We start from the raw sequence: 20,296 nt of genomic DNA, 5'->3' as shown, positions 1-20,296 counted from the left end.
TCAGGGCCGCACGGTCAAACTGAGCATCTTGGGAGCAATGGTGACAGATCATCAGGGCAGCAGCACCAGCCAAGGGTTTGAACTGATGGGAAGAAGGCAGCCGAACTCAGTCATAGTCGACGAACGGATAGGAGGTCGCGGTCGGTGCGTGCCGGTAGGGCAGCGTCGTGAGGTCGGCTGGCCCCCAGTCCGGCGTGTCGACAATGACAATCTCTTCGGCCAGGGGCTCGTAAACCGCCCTGAAATGTGTCTTCGATCGGAGCACGATGATAGAAAAGTCCTGCGGACGCAGGCCAAACTGCAAGAATGGATCTTCATCGACTGCTGTGGTCGGCGCTGTGGTGACGCTGACAACAATGCCGTCAACATCAAGCAATGCGGTCGGACCAAGGTCAACCTTTAGCCCATGACACATCGGCCCTGATACTGAAAAGCTCTTCTCGCCCGCATACAGGACCTTTGCCTCAGCCGCGACCGGACCGCCCGATCTTGCTGACGAGTGGCCACCAAGGTTCAGTTTGATTGTCTTACCCACACCGGCTCGGCACGCAGCGGCCGCACTCTCCGGATCCCAGAGAAACGGAACAGCAGCGTTCTTGATGCCCAGCCGCATCAACTCCTGCAAAACGTATGTAGAATCTATCATTCTGTCGGCATGCTCGAGCACGACTATGGGCGCTTTGGACGACTTTGCCCGTTCGACTGCATAGGACACACCCTCCGTCAAACCCCTGACCAACCCGGGCACATGGAGCTCGCGACGGGCATCATGTATCGACTTGCTCAGGTCGTTTGCCACCCGTTCGGCAAGGCTGCGGTCTCCGTCCGCGACGACGACGACCGAGAAACCACAGTTCGGGACGTCTGCATATGAGAAGCCTGCAAATATTGAAACGTCCAGCACACCGGGAGTCGTTTGTGGCAGCTCGATAGAACGAGCGACAAAACGCGAAAGCGGTTGTAAGGTCGTCGCGCTAAAGATGCTCGGAACCATGACACCGGGCCGGGCAATTGCGGTCACTGGGCTGATCTCCCCCCGCAAGGTCTTAATGAGACATTCCGCGGCTCTGCGGCCCGTATCTGCCATGTCGATATGCGGCGAATAATGATACCCAAAAGTGGCTGTTGCACCCTCGATGGTAGAGGCATCGAGGTTGCCGTGATAGTCGAGGGCGAGCATCACCGGAATTTCCGGGCCGACCTCAGCCCGAACGAGAAGCAGAAGATCGCGGTCAGGGTCGAGGCGCGTCGGAGTCGTGCATGCCCCATGAAGAAACAGGAGAACGCCATCCAGCGACCCGCGGTGCTCTTTTAGTCCATCAATGATGGCTCGGCAGTAGTGGTTAAACGCTTCATCGGAAACAGGGGCCGTTGCATTGGCCTCGGCGTGAACGATGGGCACCATGTCGATGCCCTCACGCTCACAGACGTCAATGAAGCCGCCCGGAACGGTATTCATTCCCCGGTGAGCTCGTAAAATCTCGTTTCCGCTCCACTCCAGGTGCTTGAAGTCTTCTACAGTCAAACGGTTTGCCAGGAAACTGACCGATTCAGTTGAAAACCCGGCGATAGCCACTTTCATTGATGCAATCCTTTCTGCAGCTCGATGCCAATGCATAGAGCAAAACCGTTTTCAGAGGGGACGTTTTTGGAATTCGACGGCAACATCGCGGTCAACCGGCGTCTCGTATGTCTTCAAGACGTAGCCCAATATTGAATAGAATCCGACAGTAGCTATTAGGTCGAACACAGCCTGTTGACCTAGAGCTTCGGCAACTGCACTTTCTATCTCGGGGGGCAGACACCCGCTGTCAAACAGCGCGTCGACAGCAGATGCGAAAAGGCCGTCTTCTCCGTCTGGCGAATTTCGCATTCCCTGAATTCGTGCATCTGCAATGCCAAGCGCGCGGGCGCGGCTCACATGATGGACCCACTCATAGTCCGAGCCCATACGGTACGCAGATCGCAAAATAACAAGTTCTGACCGGACATCGCCCAGAGAGCTGTCCTTGACGATATGTTGGCGTAGCGGGGCCCATGCCTTGAGCAACGCCGGGTGACGCGCCATCGTTCGGTAGACGTTAAGTGCTCCGGCGAAACCGGCCTTCATATCAGCGATTTCTGCCGGCCAGTCTTCATCGGCCAAAGGCGGGCATCGCGATTGCGGCTCGGGCGAGAAATTCATGGCAAATAGCCTCAGCTTGCAACGGCGCTATGTATTGCGGCGGCGAGCCGCTCCACAATCATGTCGATCTGCTCGGGTTGGACGATGTAGGGAGGTGCCAGCAGCACGTGATCACCTTGCAGGCCGTCGACGGTGCCCCCCATCGGATAGCACATCAGGCCGCGCTGCATTGCTTCCTTCTTGATCCTGGCATGAACCTTGTAAGCTGGATCGAATGGTTTCTTACTGTCCTTGTCGGCTACGATTTCTATCCCACGAAATAGACCGCGCCCACGGATGTCTCCGACGTAGGGAGATTGACCGAGAGCGGCATTGAGCGCGGCTTGCAGGCGATCGCCCATTCTGCTGATGTTGGCTGTGATCTCTGGACGCTTGAGGATTTCGACAACTTTGCTGGCAGCGGCCGCAGCAACGGGGTGACCGATATACGTATGTCCGTGCTGGAACAGTCCCGAGCCTTCCGCGAACGCACGATAAATCTCTTTCGAGAGAAGCACCGCACCGATCGCCTGGAAACCACCGCCCAATCCCTTCGCGATAGTGACGAGATCCGGAACGATGCCTTCCTGCTCGAACGCGAATGTCGTCCCGGTGCGACCCATACCGCACATGACTTCGTCAAGGACGAGCAAGATGCCGTACTTGTCGCAGATCCGGCGGATGCGCCTGAAGTAATCCGCCACCGGCCCTACGGCTCCAAGTGTCGCGCCAACCACCGGTTCAGCCACGAACGCCATGACCTTTTCGGCTCCGAGCTCCACAATCTTGGCTTCAAGTTCGGTAGCAAGGCGTTCAGCATAGGCCTCAGCTGTTTCGCCCGGTTGCATATCGCGGTAGGCATAGCAAGGCGAGACATGATGTGTCTCTGGTAGGATCGGTTTGAATTGCGCCCGGCGCCACGCGTTTCCGCCGGTTGCCAAAGCCCCGATGGTATTACCATGATAGCTCTGCCGGCGTGCAATTATATGGCGTCGCTCAGCTTGGCCAATTTCGACGAAATACTGGCGCGCCATCTTGAGAGCAGCCTCTACAGCTTCGGAGCCACCAGAGACTAGGTACACGTAATCGAGACCGCTTGGCGCGAGCTCAATTAGCTGCTCGGCAAGCTGTTCAGCGACGTCCGTGGTAAAGAACGAAGTATGAGCGTAACTGATACGCCCCATCTGCACCTTCATGGCTTCAAGAACTTCTGGGTGATTGTGGCCCAAGCAGCTAACTGCTGCCCCGCCAGAGCCGTCTATGTAGCTGCGCCCTCGGTTGTCCGTAATGTAAATCCCCGCTCCTTCCACGGCGATCGGCAGGGTTGCACTGATTGTTCGGTGTAGAATTTTGCTCATCTCAGTCTCGCAGTCCGTCGGTGGTTCCGGAGCTTGTCGCAAGCACTTCTGAAGCCGCAACCGTCCTTGGGTGACGCCTTCCCATCCGCAACATTTGTTACACTCGAGTCCCCAGATCGTTCGCTCTTCATCATCATGATGTGCACGGCTTTCTCGAATTGGTTTCGTTGACGCAAGAACTTGATTTGAGGTGGGACTCTGGTCTGTCTCGGATTTGATTGCTGCTCAACTGCTGCACATCGGAGTGCCAACAGGTGCCGCCGCTGGTTGGGCTTTGCCATTTGCGGCCGGAGCGCGCACGTGACAGGCCACAACGCGTCCGTCGTCAATCGGGACTAGCGACGGCACTTCGATGCGACAACGCTCGGCCGCGAGCGGGCAGCGCGGATGGAAAGCGCATCCTGTCGGCGGGTTAATGGGACTTGGTACCTCGCCTTCTACGACCGCCTCCAGCCGAAATCGCGTCGGATCCGGCACAGGAGCTGCCGCGATCAGAGCCTCGGTGTAGGGGTGGACCGGCTTGGCGAACAGCGCCTCACAGGGGGCAAGCTCCACGATCCGACCCAAATACATGACCGCGATGCGATGGCCGATGTGCTCTACAACACCCAAATCATGTGAGATGAAGACGTAAGCGATGCCCAGGTTCTGTTGCAGATCCATGAGCAAATTCAGGATCTGCGCTTGCACGGACACGTCAAGCGCAGACACTGCCTCGTCGGCGATGATGATCGAGGGATTGAGCGACAGCGCCCGCGCAATGCCAAGCCGCTGACGCTGGCCACCCGACAATTCGGACGGCAGCCTGTGCATCATCTCCGGCGACATTCCCACCTTTTCGAGAAGGCCGGCGGCAAGGGCCTGGCACTGATTGCGGCTGAGGCGCTCATAATTCTCGACAGGTTCGGTGATGATCTGTCCTGCGGTGAGACGCGGGTTCAATGACGCGTAAGGGTCCTGAAATACCATCTGCATCCGGCGGCGATACGCGCGAAGCGCGTGCTTCTTCAGACCTGCGATGTCTGTCCCGTCGATTAGCACGCGCCCGGCCGTCGGCTCCGCAAGACGCATTAGGACGCGTGCGACTGTAGACTTGCCGCAGCCCGATTCTCCGACGATGCAGAGCGTCTCGCCCGCGTCGACAGTGAAGGACACATCCTCCACCGCCCGCACTACGGGAATCGTCTTCTTCAGGAACCCCGCAGCAAGCGGATAGTGCTTGGTCAGATTCTCGACTCTCAACAATGGCCCGCTCATGCGCCCATCACCTCCTCGGAGCGCCAGCAAGCGGCGGTGTGACCCGGCTTGACATCAAGCAGGGAGGGCGCCTTCTCGCGGCAAACGTCGATTGCGAACGGACAGCGCGGGGCAAAGCTGCACCCGGCAATCGGTTCGCGCAGGCTTGGCACAATGCCGGGAATTTCAGCGAGGCGGCGCTGCCGGCCCCGCCGGCGATCAGGCACAGACCGCATGAGGCCCTGGGTATAGGGATGCGCGGGACGCGCGAATAACTCTTCAACCGTCGCTTGCTCCACGATGCGTCCGGCATACATGACAATCACGCGCTGGCAGGTCTCGGCGACGACGCCCAGATCATGCGTGATGAGCATCACGGCCGTGCCGATCCGCTCCTTCAGTTCAAGCACGAGCCTCAGTATCTGCGCCTGAATCGTGACGTCGAGCGCAGTGGTCGGCTCATCGGCAATTAGGAGTTCCGGTGAGCATGCCAGCGCCATTGCGATCATTGCCCGCTGGCGCATGCCACCCGACATTTCGTGGGGATAATTGCGAACGCGCCGATCCGGGTCTGCAATGCGGACAAGACGCAGCATCTCTTTGGCCCTTTCCATGGCCTCCGAGCTGGACGCTTTCATATGGATCTGAACTGCCTCGCCGATCTGGCGCCCGATCGTATGCACCGGGTTGAGGCTCGTCATCGGCTCCTGGAAGATCATGGCAATCCGGTCGCCGCGGATTTTTCGCATTTCCCGTTCGGAGAGTTTCAGGAGATCGCGTCCGTGAAAGCGGACCTCGCCACCAACCGTCCTGGCGCTCAGCTTTGGTAGCAGGCGAAGGATCGAAAGAGCGGTGACGCTCTTGCCGCATCCAGATTCGCCGACAATGCCGAGCGTTTCACCCTTCTTGACCTGAAAGCTGATGCCGCTTAGCGCGTGGGTGACACTGTCTTCGCCGAAGAAGTGCGTCTCCAGATTGCGGACGTCCAGCAGCACGTCGTTCTCGGCTTCCACGATATATTTATCTTTCATAACGTTCTTCATCAGCATGTCAGCGCCTCCGCGCCGCGCGGGGGTCGAACAGATCGCGCAGACCGTCCCCCAGCAGGTTGACGGCGAGAACCGTGACAGCAAGGCAAATGCCGGGCGCGAAGACGGTCAATGGAGCGATGCCGAGATACAAGCGAGAGCTTGCAATCATATTGCCCCAACTAGGAATTTCGGGGGGCACGCCTGCGCCCAGAAAGCTCAGTCCGGCTTCCACTAGGATTGCATCCGCGCACACGATGGCGCTCTGCACCATCAGCGCCGGAATGGTGCTCGGCAGGATGTGTCGCCACAGCACCTTCGGCATGCGCGCGCCGCCGCAGATGGCGGCCTCCACATAGGGTCGCTCGCGAACCCCCAAAACGATCGAGCGAACCAGCCTCGCCACGCTTGGTGTCTCAGGGATCGTTATCGCGACGATGAGGATGCCGATCCCGGAGCCTGTCAGAGAAACAAGGGCGATGGCCAGCAGAATCGCCGGGATCGACATCAGTCCGTCCATGACGCGCATGACGATATTATCGAAGGCGCGGTTGTAGCCGGCGAGGACACCGATCAGAAGGCCGACCAGAGCCGCAAGAACCGAACATATCAATCCCACGAAAAGAGAGATCCGGGCACCGAACACTGTGCGTGCAAACACATCACGACCCAAATTGTCGCTGCCGAACCACATCTCGGCGGAAGGCGGCTGGAGGCGCTTAAAAGGATCCAGGTTCAGTGGATCGCCTGCGTAGAGCGGCGCGGTAAGCGCCAGAATGATAAAAACCAGCAGGAGGCCGCCGCCCACAAAAACTAGCGGGTGCCGTCTTGCCAGGCGACGAAACTGGGATAGTTGAAGCCGACCGGGCGGCACGGTTTCAACGGGTGCGGAGAGAAGTGCCATATCAATACCGGATGCGAGGATCGACCAGGGTGTAGGAAAGATCGACCGCCAGATTGATTAAGACGTACAGTCCCGAAACGAGGATGAGCACGCTTTGAATGATCGGATAGTCGCGGTTGTTGATGGCATTGACCACCAAACGCCCGACGCCGGGGATGTTGAAGACAGTTTCCGTGATGACGACACCACCAACCAAGTAGGCGAAGCTTAAGCCGATTACAGTCAGGATCGGTGCGCCCGCGTTCTTCAGAGCGTGGTGGAAAAGCAAGGCATAGGAGGAAGCGCCCTTGGCGGCGGCCGTTCGCATATAGTCTTCCGACAGGACCTCGAGCATGCTTGCCCGCGTAACCCGGGCGATGAAAGAAATGTATGGAAGACCCAACGTCACAGTCGGTAGAATCAAGTGCGCGAACCACGGTCTAAGGCCGTGGCTTATTGGCTCGTACCCCTGGACGGGGAGCCAATGTGTTTTGATGGCGAAAAGGTAAATCAAGAAGAAGCCGACGACGAACACCGGGACCGAATAACCGAACGCAGAGAACGCCGTCAGGGCGCGGTCGACGAGCCCGCCGGCTCGCCATGCCGCAACAATGCCGAACGACACTCCAAGCGCCACCGCAAGGATCATCGTCAGGATTGCGAGCGAAATGGTCGGTTCAAGCCGTTGCGAAACGAGCTCGATAACAGGTACTCCGGCAAAGATCGACGTGCCGAAGTCCCCCCTTAGCAAATCCCAGCTCCAATGTAGGAACTGAACCGGGAGAGGCTCGTTGAGCCCAAGCTGCTGGCGGATGCCGGCCACCACCTCGGGCGTGGCGTTTCTACCGGCTATGATGGCCGCCGGATCGCCGGGTGCCAACCTCAAAAGCAGGAAGACGAAAATTCCGACCATCGCCATGACGGCGATGGTCGAAACGAGCCTGCGGAAGATGTAGCCAGCCATCGCTCAGGCTTTTTCCATGTTCCACATTGGACACACTCCAAATTCATTGCTTATGACGCCGGTGAGTGTCTTCCGGCGTGCAGAGGGCGACACCACCTGACCCAGGAAAACACATCCGACCATGTCCCACCAAAGATGTTGCATCTTGCGGGCCAGAGCTTTGCGCTCATCCGTCGCAACATCCGCCCATTTGGCGCGTAGCTGCTCATATTCGTCATTCTTCGGCCAGCCGAACCAGGCCTTGTCGCCAGTCGCTTGGAGGAGAGAGATCCCGATCGGATCGGAGTAGGCGCCATTGGGCCAACTCGATATGAGAATGTTCCAGCCACCTCCTTCAATGGGCCCCTTGTTAGATCGGCGTGCGACAATCCCCGCCCAATCACTCGGCGCCAGCTCCGCATTGATGCCGATCTTCTTCAACTCTGATGCCAGCAGCTGGGCGGAAACATCGCCCTGAGCCCAGTCGGTAGAATCAAGGATGACGACCTTCTCACCGGCGTATCCCGCGTCCTTGAAGAGCTGCCTGGCTTTTTCTGGGTCGCCGCCCTTCTTGTACCATCCCGTGTTTTCGTCATTTGAGTATGGTGAGCCATTGCCGAACATCGACGTAACGGGGTGGGTGTATCTTGGATCGGGAGCCATGACCTTCAGGAAAGCGTCCTGGTCCACCAGGTGCAGAAGCGCTTGACGGGCCTTGGCATTGTCAAATGGAGGCTGAAGGAAGTTCACTCGCGCAAAGACATTGTAGCCTCCCTCCAGTACCGTCTGAAGTTGAAGATTGGGATCGCCTTCAATCGCCGAATAGAAGTCGGGGGGGCAAGTAAGCAGCAGATCAATCTCGCCCGCCTGTAACGCCGCCACCGCCGTCTGTTGATCGGAGATGTTCTCCCAGATGGCTCGATCAACTTTTGCGATTTTCCCTCCAGCTAATGCGTCGGGCGCCTCGCTGCGGGGCACGTATTTTTCATTGCGGTCGTAGGTGAAGCTCGCGCCAGGCTTGGCGAGAGCGTGATTGAATTTGAACGGCCCCGATCCGATGTTGGCAGTTACCTGCTGCGTAGGGGGAAGATTGGCGTCCCGCTCTCGCATCACAGCGAGAAACTGTATTGGCACGGCCAGTGCGTCGATCAAAAGCTCAAATGGTTCCCTAAGCACGATCGTGAAGGTTTTGTCATCCTTCTTCGAGACGTCCTTGGTCCTTTCCATGAGCAGTTTTCCACCTGGGACCGCCGCGCCCCAACGGCGAATCGAAGCCACGCAGTCCGCAGCTGTGACGGGGGTGCCGTCATGGAAGCCCAAGCCGTCCCGGAGGGCGAATGTATAGGTTAACCTGTCCTCCGATACGCCCCAGTTTCCGATCATTTGAGGGCGCGCCACCTGCTTGGAGTCGAACGCAAAGAGCGAATCATAGATGGCCATGCCATGCCATTGGGCATCGGCGCTTGTCGTAATGTGCGGGTCGAAAACCGAGGGTACACTATCCAGCGCCAAGCGAACTTCGCGCGTGCCGGCTGAAGCCGCCCGAGCCCGCAGGATAGACGGGTTCGATAAAGCGGCTCCGGCCGATACGCTCAGCTTGATGAGATCGCGTCGAGAAATTTGCATATGTTCCTCCCTGTTTGAGTAGTCGCGTTCACGCTTTTGTGAGGACCGCTCTCCAGGGCCAAGCCTTCCGAGCGGATCGGCTCGCCTATTTCACGATTGCGCGCTCCACCAGCCTCTTGAACTCTGGGCGCGTGGCATTCCCCGTCTGTTCCGACTGCGTCAAGTAGAGGCCAATCAGGTCATGCGCTTTATCAACCCAGGATAAAGTGCCTTGAAATCCACCGTGCCCAAAAACCTTGTCCCCGAAAATCTCCCACTGGAGACCGTACTCTTTGCACAGCGAACTCGGGTTCGTCGCAAGTCTGACGGTCTCCTCCGACAGCAAGCGGCGATTCGCCAGGCGCCCACCGTGCAGCATGCAGGACAAGAACTTCGCGTAATCAATAGCCGGGGCGAAAAGGCCACCGGAAGCACGAAAAAACGGCACTTCCTCCGGTTGCGTGTTGTCCCAGGACTTGATCCAGGAGCCACTCTCGCCGTTCTCCCTGCGGTAGCTTGCGGCCACACGTCCTGCGCGTGGATCGCCCGGCCGCAGCTTGAAATCCAGAAAAGAGTCGCCCATTCCAATGGGCTCCAAAATTCGGGTCCTGATGAAATCTTCGGCAGGCATTCCGGAGACCTCAGCGACAACCGCTCCAAGCGTGCTCGATCCCGGATCACTATATTCGTATCGCGTACCGGGGGGATGCTCAGGCCCTTTGAGACCGACCTTATCAACCGCCTCCCGTAATGAGGCGTATCGCGGCCCGTGGTTCTCAACGATCGAGCCGGTGATTCCAGAGGTGTGGGTTAGAAGCTGGTAGATTGTAATTTCGCGGGAACGCTCATTATTAAATGCCGGGAGATACGTGGACACTCTGTCCCGGAGCTTTAGCCGCCCCTCCTCCTGCAACATCAGGATGGCCGTGCCGACGAGCGGCTTCGTCATTGAACGCATCATGAAGATCGTGTCGGTTTTCATGGGAAGCTGGCGCTCTCTGTCGCTCCAGCCGACCGCCTCGTGCAACACGACTTGATCGTGGCGGAGCACCAGCATCACCGCGCCCACGATGTGGCCCTGGTCCCCCCAGACCCGAGCAGTCTCGACGGCGCGCCTAAGAGATGACGGCGATATGCCTGCGCTTTCGGGCGACGCGCTCGAGAAGGATACACTCGTCTCACATAGCGTGCTTTCGAAGCTCACTATGCCCTCCAGAATTGTCGAAGGACTGACTTCCATCCGCGACCATCACGCTCCACTCTCGCTCTAGGCGCACCAACTGTTTCATAAATGCACATATGAGTCAATTGTCTCGACTCTGTCGTTGCGGGCAAAATTGACGTGCATTGGAATTGCGAGGGGATGTCCTGAAGCTTGTTGAATTTTTGCTGTGCGATATCGCGGGTTATCAACTAGGCCGCGCTGGATGCCCGAGCAACGAGTTTTCGAGGCGTTGCTGATAGTCGGTCAGCGCGCAGGACGGGCAATTGTTTATGGCTTTGAGCATACGGACCTAGTCGCCATCAGCGACGATGGCAGCTCGATATCGGGCACGCCGACGGCTAAATCTGTCTCGAGATCTTCGAGTTAGGGCCGCATGTGGCAGCTTCTCGGATGAGCGGCCGAAGACATTGCGGTTGAACCGGTCGGCCTGCGGCTGCAGGGGCTGAATGCGAAATGAGGCCCCGGCGCGCTCTCTTCGCAGTTGCTCATCGCGTTCGGCAATGCGGTCGCGCGCAGCAACGGCCGCTTCAAGAAGCACGATCGCGACGAGGAAATCAGTCGGAACCGAATACGTGAACGTGCGTCCGGAGCATCAATTACCTGGAGCTATCTCAAATCTGATTGGGTTTGCGTTTCTTGTTATCCGCTGAGGCAGATACGGTCATCCGAGGTGAGCGGACTTGTTGAGCCCACGCCCTGGATTTTAGATGAGTGTTGAAGTCCGCGAGATGGGCATCGAACTGTATTAGTGCCTCACGCGCGGCCTCTGCTCCGCGGCCGGCAATCAACGCGCCAAGTACTTCAGCGACCGCGAAGGCTGGAGTCATCGTATGAAGGAAGGAGGGACTTTTCGTCTGAACAAGGACGACGTCGTCCGCCATTTTAGCAAGGGGCGCAACTTTGCTGTCCGTGATGGCCACGAGGGGAATGCCACGCTGATGGGCATACTCCGCGATCTCGATTGTCAAGCGTGTGTAAGGGAAAACACTTGTCGCAAAGACCACATCACTGCGCGTTGCCCGGGCCAGGGCATCTGAGCCGATGCCTCCAATTGCATCGAGCACAACCGACTTCTCCCCGATCATAGAGAGGATATAGTGCAAATGCCAGACTATGGCATGGCTCGACCTCAAGCCGATGCAATAAACGCACTTTGCGGACGCGAGCCGTCTCGCCGTGGACACAATCGCGTCAATCTGAGGCGACTCGGCGAGCTGCCCGATCTCAGATGCTTGCGCAAGAAGAATTTCGCGAGCAAGTCCAGCGTCGCCTTTTCGCCTTTGCGCCTTTAGCTGCGCGCCTGCCTTTCCAGCAAAGCCGACGTCACCGCTACGAACGGCGTCAGCATAGATTTCGCGCAGTTCGTCATAACCACTGAGCCCAAGATGTTTCGCCAGTCGTGTCATAGTGGCCGGTTGGACTCCGGCCATACGGGCCTGATCGCGCATAGAGAGCAGCGCGACATCATGCGGTTGTTCAATGATATAGCGGGCGGCTAATTGAAACTGCTCCGACATCGCATCGAAGCTAGCGATCAACCGCTGAGAAAAAGGTCCGTCACCCATGGATAATTCGTACCGCGACCATTTGCTCTGCGCAACATATGTCTCATGCTCGGCTAAGTCCTGATCCCTCGATGGGATGAGGTAGTCAGCATATGACGAATCGGCCAACGCAAATTGGTAAGTCTCTGACGATTGTCCGACGAAGTCCCTCGAACAGCCTGACTGCTTACGATAAGGCGCATTTCATTATCTATATGCGACTTTTGGATGCGCGGCCGATGGCGCTAGCTACGAGGAGATGGCGCGGCTGATCCTCGGCATCGGTCCGGACTGCAAGCCAGAACGGGCTCGTAATGCGGCGCGCATCCACCTCGACCGTGGGAATTGGTGGCGAGCGGCTACAACGAGTTGTTCGCCGGCCAGCAGTCTTCCGGCGGATTTAGATCTTGGTCGGATTAGCCGAACGAAGCGCAGGCGTCGGCCGCGCGCTTGAAGGGGAACAGTCTCGGCGGCGGCAAGCGTGCCTGCACGAGAAGCATGTCAGGGTATTTGAGCGCCCAAAAAAGGCGGTGCCGCCGCGGGAACTCCCAAGCCCAGCCACGCCGCGACCACAAACTGTGGCCACTCGGTCCCGCCGGCAAATCTATCGCAATAAATATTACATCCTTCACAGAGTTTTCATAGTTTTTTACTAGTTTATATGGAACTAGTCGGGTAACATTGTTGTCTAACCGTGCGCTGAAACGATAACGATCAGAAAATCAGCGCGGATGAGTTCGAATGGTGTCGTTCGGCCGACAGCTGGGACTCAAATGAACTCACTTCGACGGCTCAGTCTCTGTGCAGGAAACGTCGTGGCGAGCGGTCTCGAGGAGATCTGCGAAGTGCAAATTGCTTACGCGATCGGCGTGGACAATGCCGTCTCTGTACTGGTCAACACGTTTAGGCCGAGAAGAATTGCGGAAGAACGGATCGAACGCATCATTCCCGAACTGCTCGACCTCAGACCCAAGGGCATCATCGAAATGCTAGGTCTCTTACGCCCTATCTATCGCAAGACGGCGACTTATGGGCACTTTGGCCGGGAAGAGTCAAATCGACGCCCTGCGGCATGAGGCAGGGCTCGTCGAGCTATGAGGGAACTTCGACACTTCTGCTCCAGCAATTTCGTTCAGGGCAGCGGGGTCGACGACCGGCATGCCAGATAGCCGGGTGGGTTCTTGGCGGAGACATTGATGCCCGAATATGACGTGCTTTGCATCGGCAATGCCATTGTCGACATCATCGCGCAGTGCGACGAGGCCTTCCTCGAAACCAACGGCATCATCAAGGGCGCGATGAACCTGATCGACACCCGACGCGCCGAGTTGCTCTACACTCGCATGGGGCCGGCGATCGAGGCCTCGGGCGGCAGCGCCGGCAACACGGCCGCCGGCGTGGCGAGCTTCGGCGGCCGCGCCGCCTTCTTCGGCAAAGTGTCGAACGACGCGCTCGGCCAAATCTACACCCACGACATCCATGCCCAGGGCGTGGCCTTCGACACCAGGACGCTCAAGGGCGAACCGCCGACGGCGCGCTCGATGATCTTCGTCACGCCGGACGGCGAGCGCTCGATGAACACCTATCTCGGTGCGTGTATCGAGCTCGGACCGGAAGACGTCGAAGCCGACAAGGCCGCCGGCGCCAAGGTCACCTATTTCGAGGGTTACCTGTGGGATCCGCCGCGCGCCAAGGAAGCGATCCGGCAGACCGCCAGGCTCGCGCATGCCGCCGGCCGCGAGGTGTCGATGACGCTGTCGGATTCCTTCTGCGTCGACCGCTACCGCGACGAGTTCCTCGACCTGATGCGGTCGGGCACGGTCGACATCGTTTTCGCCAACAGCCATGAGATCAAGTCGCTCTACCAGACCGCTTCCTTCGAGGACGCTCTCGCCGCCATCCGCAAAGATTGCAAGATCGCCGCCGTCACCCGCTCCGAAAAGGGCTCGGTGATTGTGCGCGGCGACGAGACCGTCACCATCAAGGCAAACACGATCAGGGAACTGGTCGATACGACCGGCGCCGGCGACCTCTATGCCGCCGGCTTCCTCTATGGCTATACGACCGGACGCAGCCTCAAGGATTGCGGCGATCTCGGCTCGCTGGCGGCCGGCCTGGTGATCCAGCAGATCGGCCCGCGGCCGCGCCAGGACCTGCGCCGCGAGGCCGAACAGGCAGGGCTGCTGTAGGGGTGTGCCAAGAAAGCTGGTTAGGGAAGCCCAGGCAATTCGAAATGTCGCATGTGCATCCCGTTGAGGGCGGTTTTCCCCTTGGCGTTCTAGGCCTAGCTGCCGGAACTCGGAAACGGATTGGCGGCCACTTACCGGTGGCAGTTTCAGGTGATCTTGATATCAGTCGAAGCGCGGACGCCCACATTCGCATTCTCAAGCATGCGACTAGCCTTATGCGCACTGGCGCCGGCAAATAACGCACGTGGCTGAATTCGGTGGGGTCGCCCACAATATCGATAGAGCAATAAGATATAATCCATCGCCCGCGAACCCTGATCTGCATCTCGTCGACATCCAAGTGCCGGTGCGACGCGCTTTGTTTCACTTGAAATGCATTTCCGATGGGCGGTCCCGGCTATGAGCGCGTCAGAATCATTCGACAGTGACTGATTTTGCGAGGTTGCGCGGCTGGTCGACATCTGTGCCCATGATGACCGCTGTCTGATAGGCAAGAAGCTGTATGGGCAGCGAGAAGATCATCGGCGCGATAATCTCGTCGACAGGTGGCAGCACGATCGTGTGCATCTTGGATGCGGTTGCTCCTTTTTCATCGGTGACGAGGATAACCCGCCCTCCACGGGCGGCGACTTCCTCCATATTGGAGACGGTCTTGTTGAAAAAGCGATCAAATGGCGCGATGACGATCACCGGCATGTTCTTGTCTATCAATGCGATCGGACCGTGCTTCAATTCACCCGCCGCATAGCCCTCGGCGTGGATGTAGGAAATCTCCTTGAGCTTCAGCGCACCTTCCATCGCCAGTGGGAAACTGGTGCCACGGCCAAGATACAGGACGTCATGATACTTGGACAATTCGCGCGCCAGAAGCTCTATCTTAGGTTGGATGCTGTTCAGGACCTGGCCCATAATGCGCGGCATTTCGGCAAGGCTTCGGACCAGCGCCTGCACCTCCTTTTCGGTTACCGTTCCGCGGGTCCGGGCGGCGCTGATGGCAAGTGCGGCAAGAACGGCAAGCTGGCAAGTGAAGGCCTTGGTGGAGGCGACGCCGATCTCCGGGCCGGCAAGGATCGGGAAGACCGCGTCGGCCTCCCGAGCGATACTCGATTCGGCGGCATTGACGATCGCGCCAATTTTCAGTCCAAGCTTCTTGCAGTATCTCAGCGAGGCTAGCGTATCGGCGGTTTCGCCAGATTGCGAAATGAAAAGAGCAGCAGACTGGGGCGACAACGGGATCTCGCGGTAGCGAAATTCGGACGCAACGTCGATTTCGACTGGCAGGCGAGCATAGCGCTCGAACCAGTATTTTCCGATCAGTCCGGCAAGGTAGGCGGTGCCGCAGGCAGAGATCGCCAGGCTTGGAATGCTGGCAAAATCGAAGCTAGGAACCGGATCGGCGCGATTCTCTATCAAGCTGACATAATGGGCGAGCACACGGCCGATGGCCTCGGGCTGCTCGTAGATTTCCTTCTCCATGAAGTGGCGATGTTTGCCCTTGTCGGCCAGATAAGCCGCGGCCATGGAGGTCTGACGCGGACGCTCTACGGGGTAGCCGTCGAAATCGAAGATATCGGCACCCCCCTTGCCGATTACGGCCCAGTCACCGTCGATGAGATAGGTGACTTCATTCGTGAAGGGGGCAAGCGCGATCGCGTCGGATGCTAGAAACATCTCGCCGTCGCCGTGGCCGATTGCCAGCGGTGGTCCATTGCGCGCTGCGATGATGCTCGACGGATCATCCTCAAAAAGGATGGCGAGCGCGTAGGCGCCCTTGATGCGTTTCAGCATGGCATGCATCGCTTCGCCCCGCCCCATGCCCTCCTGGCGATGTCTTGCCACAAGATGCGCGACGACCTCCGTGTCGGTGTCGGTCTGGAAATCGGCTCCCGCCGCCGTCAATTCCTCCTTCAGCTCGGCAAAATTCTCGATAATGCCGTTATGAACGACGGCCACACCGCCGGTAAAGTGCGGGTGCGCATTGCCTTCCGTCGGCGCTCCGTGGGTTGCCCAGCGCGTGTGGGCGATCCCGATGGAGCCGTTTAGCGGCTCTGCCTTCAGTCTCGTCTCGAGATTGACGAGCTTGCCCTCAGCGCGCCTGCGCTGCAAGGCGCCCCCGGTGATCGTCGCAACACCGGCGGAATCATAGCCGCGATATTCCAGACGCTTCAAGGCGTCGACCAACCGCTCCGACACGGGTTGTTGCCCAACAATACCAACAATCCCGCACATGCCGTCTCCGTTTTTTCCGGCAGCCTCAGTCGACGCACAAATCACTACGAGGGATACCCACGCTGCAATTCAGGATCCTCTAATACGATTTTGTTGGGACGGTAAAATTGATTGTTGGAATAGCAGTCATCCACCGAATAAATGGACCAAGATGCGCGATGGCATTCCAACAGAGCCTTTCGATGCTGCATGTACCGATTGACGTGCACATCGAGTCGGCACTCGACGCGGATGTGAAGTCGTGGCTCCCCTTCGCGGCGCAAAAGACCGACGAGCTGGTCGTCCTTGCCCGGCCGAAGGCCGGGACGAGGTCGCCGCTGGTGTCTATGACATTCACTCGCCCGGGATCCCAGAAGTGGCCGAGATTTTAAACCTCATCATTCTTGGGCGCCATCGATTGTTGGATGGTCAACTGCGGGGTGAATCCCGACAGCGGTCTCAAAACGCGCGGATGGGAGGAGGTCCGCCCTGTCCTGATGAACATGGTGGCTGCGGCACACGCAATTCGGGAAAAAGCGGAGACGGCGTAGACCTCGGTGACACTCGCCGGCGGTTGCATCGACCTCTGGTGGCGCCGAACAAGCTACGGCGAGCTCGGCATTGGCTGGCCGCAAGCCGAAGTATCTGGGAACGCCGGCATCTGCCAAGCGTGCCCGCAAGAAAGCCGCAGCCTGACCGGACTTTTCAGGCTCGACTAAGCGGATCCGGCACGATTTCGCAACTGCGATATAGAATTTGTGCATTGCAATATACCCTTCTGTCGGTATGATCATGTTGTCGGCCATCTACTCCTCCCAGATGTGGTGCCGACGCTGAGCGGGGCGCACCTCCTCCCGCGTCTCACTCGAAATAGAGCCCGCTGCCACCTCCTCCCGGCAGCGGGCTTTGCCTGAGGCGCGATTTCGGTGGGCCGACGCATGGGGCTAAGCGAGGCGAATATTCCGAACTTCCAGGCTTTTCTTACCCTGCCCGCATTGGACAAACACCTTCTGCCCCTCCATCAGCAGTGCTCAGTCCTGAGCGAGTCTGCCGGTGGCATGAACGAATATGCTCTTCTCACCGTTTTCAGGAGCAATGAAGCCCGAAGCCCTTTTAGGCATTTTTCCTTGTTCCTCCCTACACGCGACTTGGAAGTCACTGCGACAGTACAAAGTGCATTCACATAATGACATAAAGATTTCTTTATGCGATGTTGACAAAAGACCTGACTGCTGTGATTGTGTCCAAGCCATGGTTCTCCGTACGGCGCTGCCGCAGCGGAGCTAAGAGGGAAGCCGGTGCGATACCGGCGCTGCCCCCGCAACTGTTAGAGGCGAGCCGACCCCACTCATGTCACTGAGGCGAACAGCCTCGGGAAGACGGGTAGAGGCTATGACCCCCGAGCCAGGAGACCTGCCACGGCGAACTATTGTCCACGGGCGGGGTGTCTCGGTGGCCGCTGCAGCCCGGCGTTCGTACCGGCCTACTGGCGCCTTCGTTGTCCCCCACGCCCCAACCATCGGGGTATCGCATGACTCTCTCTCAGCAAATTCCTGTAGCAACGCTTGGTGTGCCGCGTATCGGTCGCAGGCGGGAATTGAAATTCGCGCTTGAAAGCTATTGGTCCGGAAAATCTTGCGCCGCCGAGCTTCTCGCGACGGCAAAGGCGCTCCGTGTCGCGAACTGGGAAGAGCAGCGCGATCGCGGTGTGTCGAAAATCCCGTCGAACGACTTTTCGCTCTACGACCATGTACTCGACACCGCCGCCATGGTCGGCGCCGTGCCGTCCCGCTACGCATGGAATGGCGGCGAGGTCCCACTCGACATCTATTTCGCTATGGCCCGCGGCAACCAAGGTCAGACGGGAAATTGCGACTCTGGTCGGGAGCATGCGGCTTGCCCTGCCCTAACCGCGATGGAAATGACCAAATGGTTCGACACCAACTATCATTACATTGTGCCGGAACTTGAGGACGATCAGGCGTTCACACTCTCGTCGACCAAACCGGTTGATTACTTCCTCGAGGCTAAAGCCCTGGGCATTCATACACGCCCGGTCATCCTTGGACCGGTCACTTTTCTCAAGCTCGCGAAGTCACCTGCCGAAGGTTTCAATCCCCTCGCGCTCCTGCCGCGGCTTCTGCCCGTCTACGAGCAACTCCTGCGGAGGTTAAAATTTACGGGATCCGATTGGGTGCAGATCGATGAGCCAGCGCTCGTGCTCGATCTAAACCCCTACGAACGAACCGCACTTGAATTTGCCTATGGGCAGCTGTCGAAGGCCGCGCCCGAGCTGAAGATCATGCTGGCTACTTACTTCGGGCCGCTGGGGGACAATCTCGAGACGGCGATATCGCTGCCTGTGGCCGGCCTGCATCTTGATCTCTCGCGTGCTCCCGAGCAGTTGGAGACGGCTGGTCGGCTCGCGCCTAAGGATCTGGTGTTATCGCTTGGCTTGATCAATGGCCGCAACGTCTGGCGCGCGAATCTCACTGCCATTCTCGACCGCATCAAGCCGATCGTCGCGGGCTGGCCCTTGGACCGAGTCGAGATCGCGCCTTCATGCTCGATGCTGCATGTGCCGATAGACTTGCGTATGGAGACGGTACTGGATGCGAACATCAGGTCGTGGCTCGCCTTCGCGGCCCAGAAGACCGACGAGCTGGTTATCCTCGCCCGGGCCTTGTCCCAAGGTAGAGATGCCGTGGCTGGCGAGTTGAAAGCTTCTAGCGAGGCTGCCTCGAGTCGCGCAACATCCACGAAGGTCCATGACCCGCTCGTTGAAGGGCGGATCGCCGACATCAACGGCGCTATGAAGCAACGAAAGAGCGCATTTGCCGAGCGTTCCAGGGTCCAGGCCCGCACGCTCGGCCTGCCGCCGTTCCCGACGACGACCATTGGATCCTTTCCGCAGACGCCTCAGGTGCGCAAAGCGCGTTCCGCTCACGCGAAGGGCCAGCTCAGCTATGTCGATTACGAAACCTTTCTGAAGAAGGAGACCGAGGCTGCTATTCGCTGGCAGGAGGAGATCGGGCTGGACGTGCTGGTGCATGGCGAGTTCGAACGAAACGACATGGTACAGCATTTCGGCGAGCAACTTTCCGGCTTCGCCTTCACCGAACATGGCTGGGTGCAGAGCTATGGGTCGCGCTACGTGCGTCCCCCCATCATCTTCGGCGACGTATCGCGCCCCAATCCGATGACGGTGCGCTGGTGGCAATTCGCCCAGTCACTTACGCAAAAGCCTGTGAAGGGAATGCTCACAGGTCCAGTGACCATTCTCAATTGGTCTTTTGTTCGCGACGACGTACCCCGCTCCGAGGTCTGCCGCCAGATCGCGCTCGCTATTCGCGATGAAGTGACGGACCTCGAAAGATCCGGCGCAAGGATGATCCAGATCGACGAGGCTGCGTTTCGCGAAGGCTTGCCGCTGCGCAAGTGCGACTGGAAGGTCTATCTCGACTGGTCGGTCGAATGTTTCCGGATCGCTTCAACAGGTGTAAAGGACTCGACTCAGATCCACACCCACATGTGCTATTCGGAGTTCAACGAGATCATCGACGCGATCGCTGAGCTTGACGCGGATGTAATTTCGATTGAGACATCGCGCTCGGCAATGGACCTGCTGGACGCCTTTACGAGCTCTAAATATCCCAACGAAATCGGTCCCGGAGTCTATGACATCCACTCACCGCGCGTTCCGGAAGTCGCCGAGATTTCGGCCCTCCTCATGCTTGCCCGCGAGCGCTTGTCTGATGGTCAACTTTGGGTAAACCCCGACTGTGGCCTTAAAACACGCAATTGGGAGGAGGTCCGCCCTGCCCTCGTGAACATGGTCGCTGCAGCACGCGCGCTCCGGCAGCGAGTGCAGGTCTGAGGCTTTGCCGAATTCTCTTATGGTTAGTTGACGGCC

General features: G+C 58.5%; 14 protein-coding genes, 2 pseudogenes and 1 riboswitch. Of the genes and pseudogenes, 5 read left to right on the top strand and 11 right to left on the bottom strand.

Features of this window, described 5'->3' with window-relative positions; genetic code table 11:
- Nucleotides 1-106 precede the first annotated feature (106 nt).
- The 10 genes from EOA32_RS05640 to EOA32_RS05595 form a co-directional block, all read right to left on the bottom strand.
- A complete protein-coding gene (locus EOA32_RS05640) occupies nt 107-1,582 on the bottom strand; it encodes a M81 family metallopeptidase (protein WP_128371130.1) in 1,476 nt (491 codons plus the stop codon).
- Nucleotides 1,583-1,633: 51 nt separating this feature from the next.
- Complete coding sequence (locus tag EOA32_RS05635) at nt 1,634-2,185, bottom strand: carboxymuconolactone decarboxylase family protein (RefSeq protein WP_128371129.1); 552 nt, start codon at nt 2,183-2,185, stop codon at nt 1,634-1,636.
- Nucleotides 2,186-2,196: 11 nt separating this feature from the next.
- The gene (locus tag EOA32_RS05630) at nt 2,197-3,522 is read right to left on the bottom strand and encodes an aspartate aminotransferase family protein (protein WP_128371128.1); all 1,326 of its coding nucleotides are present in this window, start codon (nt 3,520-3,522) and stop codon (nt 2,197-2,199) included.
- A 225-nt stretch (nt 3,523-3,747) separates the two neighbouring features.
- Nucleotides 3,748-4,779 (bottom strand): dipeptide ABC transporter ATP-binding protein, encoded by a 1,032-nt coding sequence (locus EOA32_RS05625; RefSeq protein ID WP_128371127.1) that lies wholly within the window; start codon nt 4,777-4,779, stop codon nt 3,748-3,750.
- Nucleotides 4,776-5,807, bottom strand: coding sequence for an ABC transporter ATP-binding protein (locus tag EOA32_RS05620; protein ID WP_189406932.1), 1,032 nt, complete (start codon nt 5,805-5,807; stop codon nt 4,776-4,778). Before EOA32_RS05620 ends, EOA32_RS05625 begins: the two co-directional genes overlap by 4 nt.
- 1 nt (nt 5,808) lies before the next feature.
- Nucleotides 5,809-6,690: an ABC transporter permease gene (locus tag EOA32_RS05615; RefSeq protein ID WP_128371126.1), complete on the bottom strand. Its 882-nt coding sequence runs from the start codon at nt 6,688-6,690 to the stop codon at nt 5,809-5,811.
- A gap of 1 nt (nt 6,691) precedes the next feature.
- Nucleotides 6,692-7,633: an ABC transporter permease gene (locus EOA32_RS05610; protein WP_128371125.1), complete on the bottom strand. Its 942-nt coding sequence runs from the start codon at nt 7,631-7,633 to the stop codon at nt 6,692-6,694.
- 3 nt (nt 7,634-7,636) lie between these two features.
- Nucleotides 7,637-9,238: an ABC transporter substrate-binding protein gene (locus tag EOA32_RS05605; RefSeq protein ID WP_128371124.1), complete on the bottom strand. Its 1,602-nt coding sequence runs from the start codon at nt 9,236-9,238 to the stop codon at nt 7,637-7,639.
- 85 nt (nt 9,239-9,323) lie between these two features.
- On the bottom strand, nt 9,324-10,421 hold the full coding sequence (locus EOA32_RS05600) for a serine hydrolase domain-containing protein (protein ID WP_189406930.1): 1,098 nt from the start codon (nt 10,419-10,421) through the stop codon (nt 9,324-9,326).
- 632 nt (nt 10,422-11,053) lie between these two features.
- Nucleotides 11,054-12,007, bottom strand: coding sequence for a MurR/RpiR family transcriptional regulator (locus tag EOA32_RS05595; protein ID WP_128371122.1), 954 nt, complete (start codon nt 12,005-12,007; stop codon nt 11,054-11,056).
- Between the two features lie 92 nt (nt 12,008-12,099).
- Here EOA32_RS05595 and EOA32_RS39660 point away from each other — a divergent pair.
- The 3 genes and pseudogenes from EOA32_RS39660 (at nt 12,100) to EOA32_RS05580 (ending at nt 14,175) form a co-directional block, all read left to right on the top strand.
- A pseudogene (locus EOA32_RS39660) lies at nt 12,100-12,406 on the top strand (hypothetical protein).
- A gap of 311 nt (nt 12,407-12,717) precedes the next feature.
- Entirely contained in the window at nt 12,718-13,062 is a 345-nt protein-coding gene (locus EOA32_RS05585; protein ID WP_128371121.1) for a methionine adenosyltransferase domain-containing protein, read from the top strand.
- Nucleotides 13,063-13,182: 120 nt separating this feature from the next.
- A complete protein-coding gene (locus EOA32_RS05580; RefSeq protein ID WP_128371120.1) occupies nt 13,183-14,175 on the top strand; it encodes an adenosine kinase in 993 nt (330 codons plus the stop codon).
- A gap of 414 nt (nt 14,176-14,589) precedes the next feature.
- Here the strand turns inward: EOA32_RS05580 and glmS are convergent, their stop codons facing one another.
- Complete coding sequence (gene glmS / locus EOA32_RS05575; protein ID WP_128371119.1) at nt 14,590-16,404, bottom strand: glutamine--fructose-6-phosphate transaminase (isomerizing); 1,815 nt, start codon at nt 16,402-16,404, stop codon at nt 14,590-14,592.
- A gap of 304 nt (nt 16,405-16,708) precedes the next feature.
- Between glmS and EOA32_RS05570 the strand changes: the two are divergent.
- A pseudogene (locus tag EOA32_RS05570) lies at nt 16,709-16,934 on the top strand (hypothetical protein); the annotation flags it as partial.
- A gap of 684 nt (nt 16,935-17,618) precedes the next feature.
- A riboswitch (cobalamin riboswitch) is annotated at nt 17,619-17,819 on the top strand.
- A 95-nt stretch (nt 17,820-17,914) separates the two neighbouring features.
- A complete protein-coding gene (gene metE / locus EOA32_RS05560) occupies nt 17,915-20,260 on the top strand; it encodes a 5-methyltetrahydropteroyltriglutamate--homocysteine S-methyltransferase (protein ID WP_128371118.1) in 2,346 nt (781 codons plus the stop codon).
- The last annotated feature ends 36 nt before the right edge of the window (nt 20,261-20,296 follow it).

Origin of the sequence: Mesorhizobium sp. M1A.F.Ca.ET.072.01.1.1, from assembly GCF_004023325.1 — a bacterium.
Taxonomy (GTDB): Bacteria; Pseudomonadota; Alphaproteobacteria; order Rhizobiales; family Rhizobiaceae; genus Mesorhizobium.
This window is presented reverse-complemented; position numbering and strand designations above follow the sequence as displayed.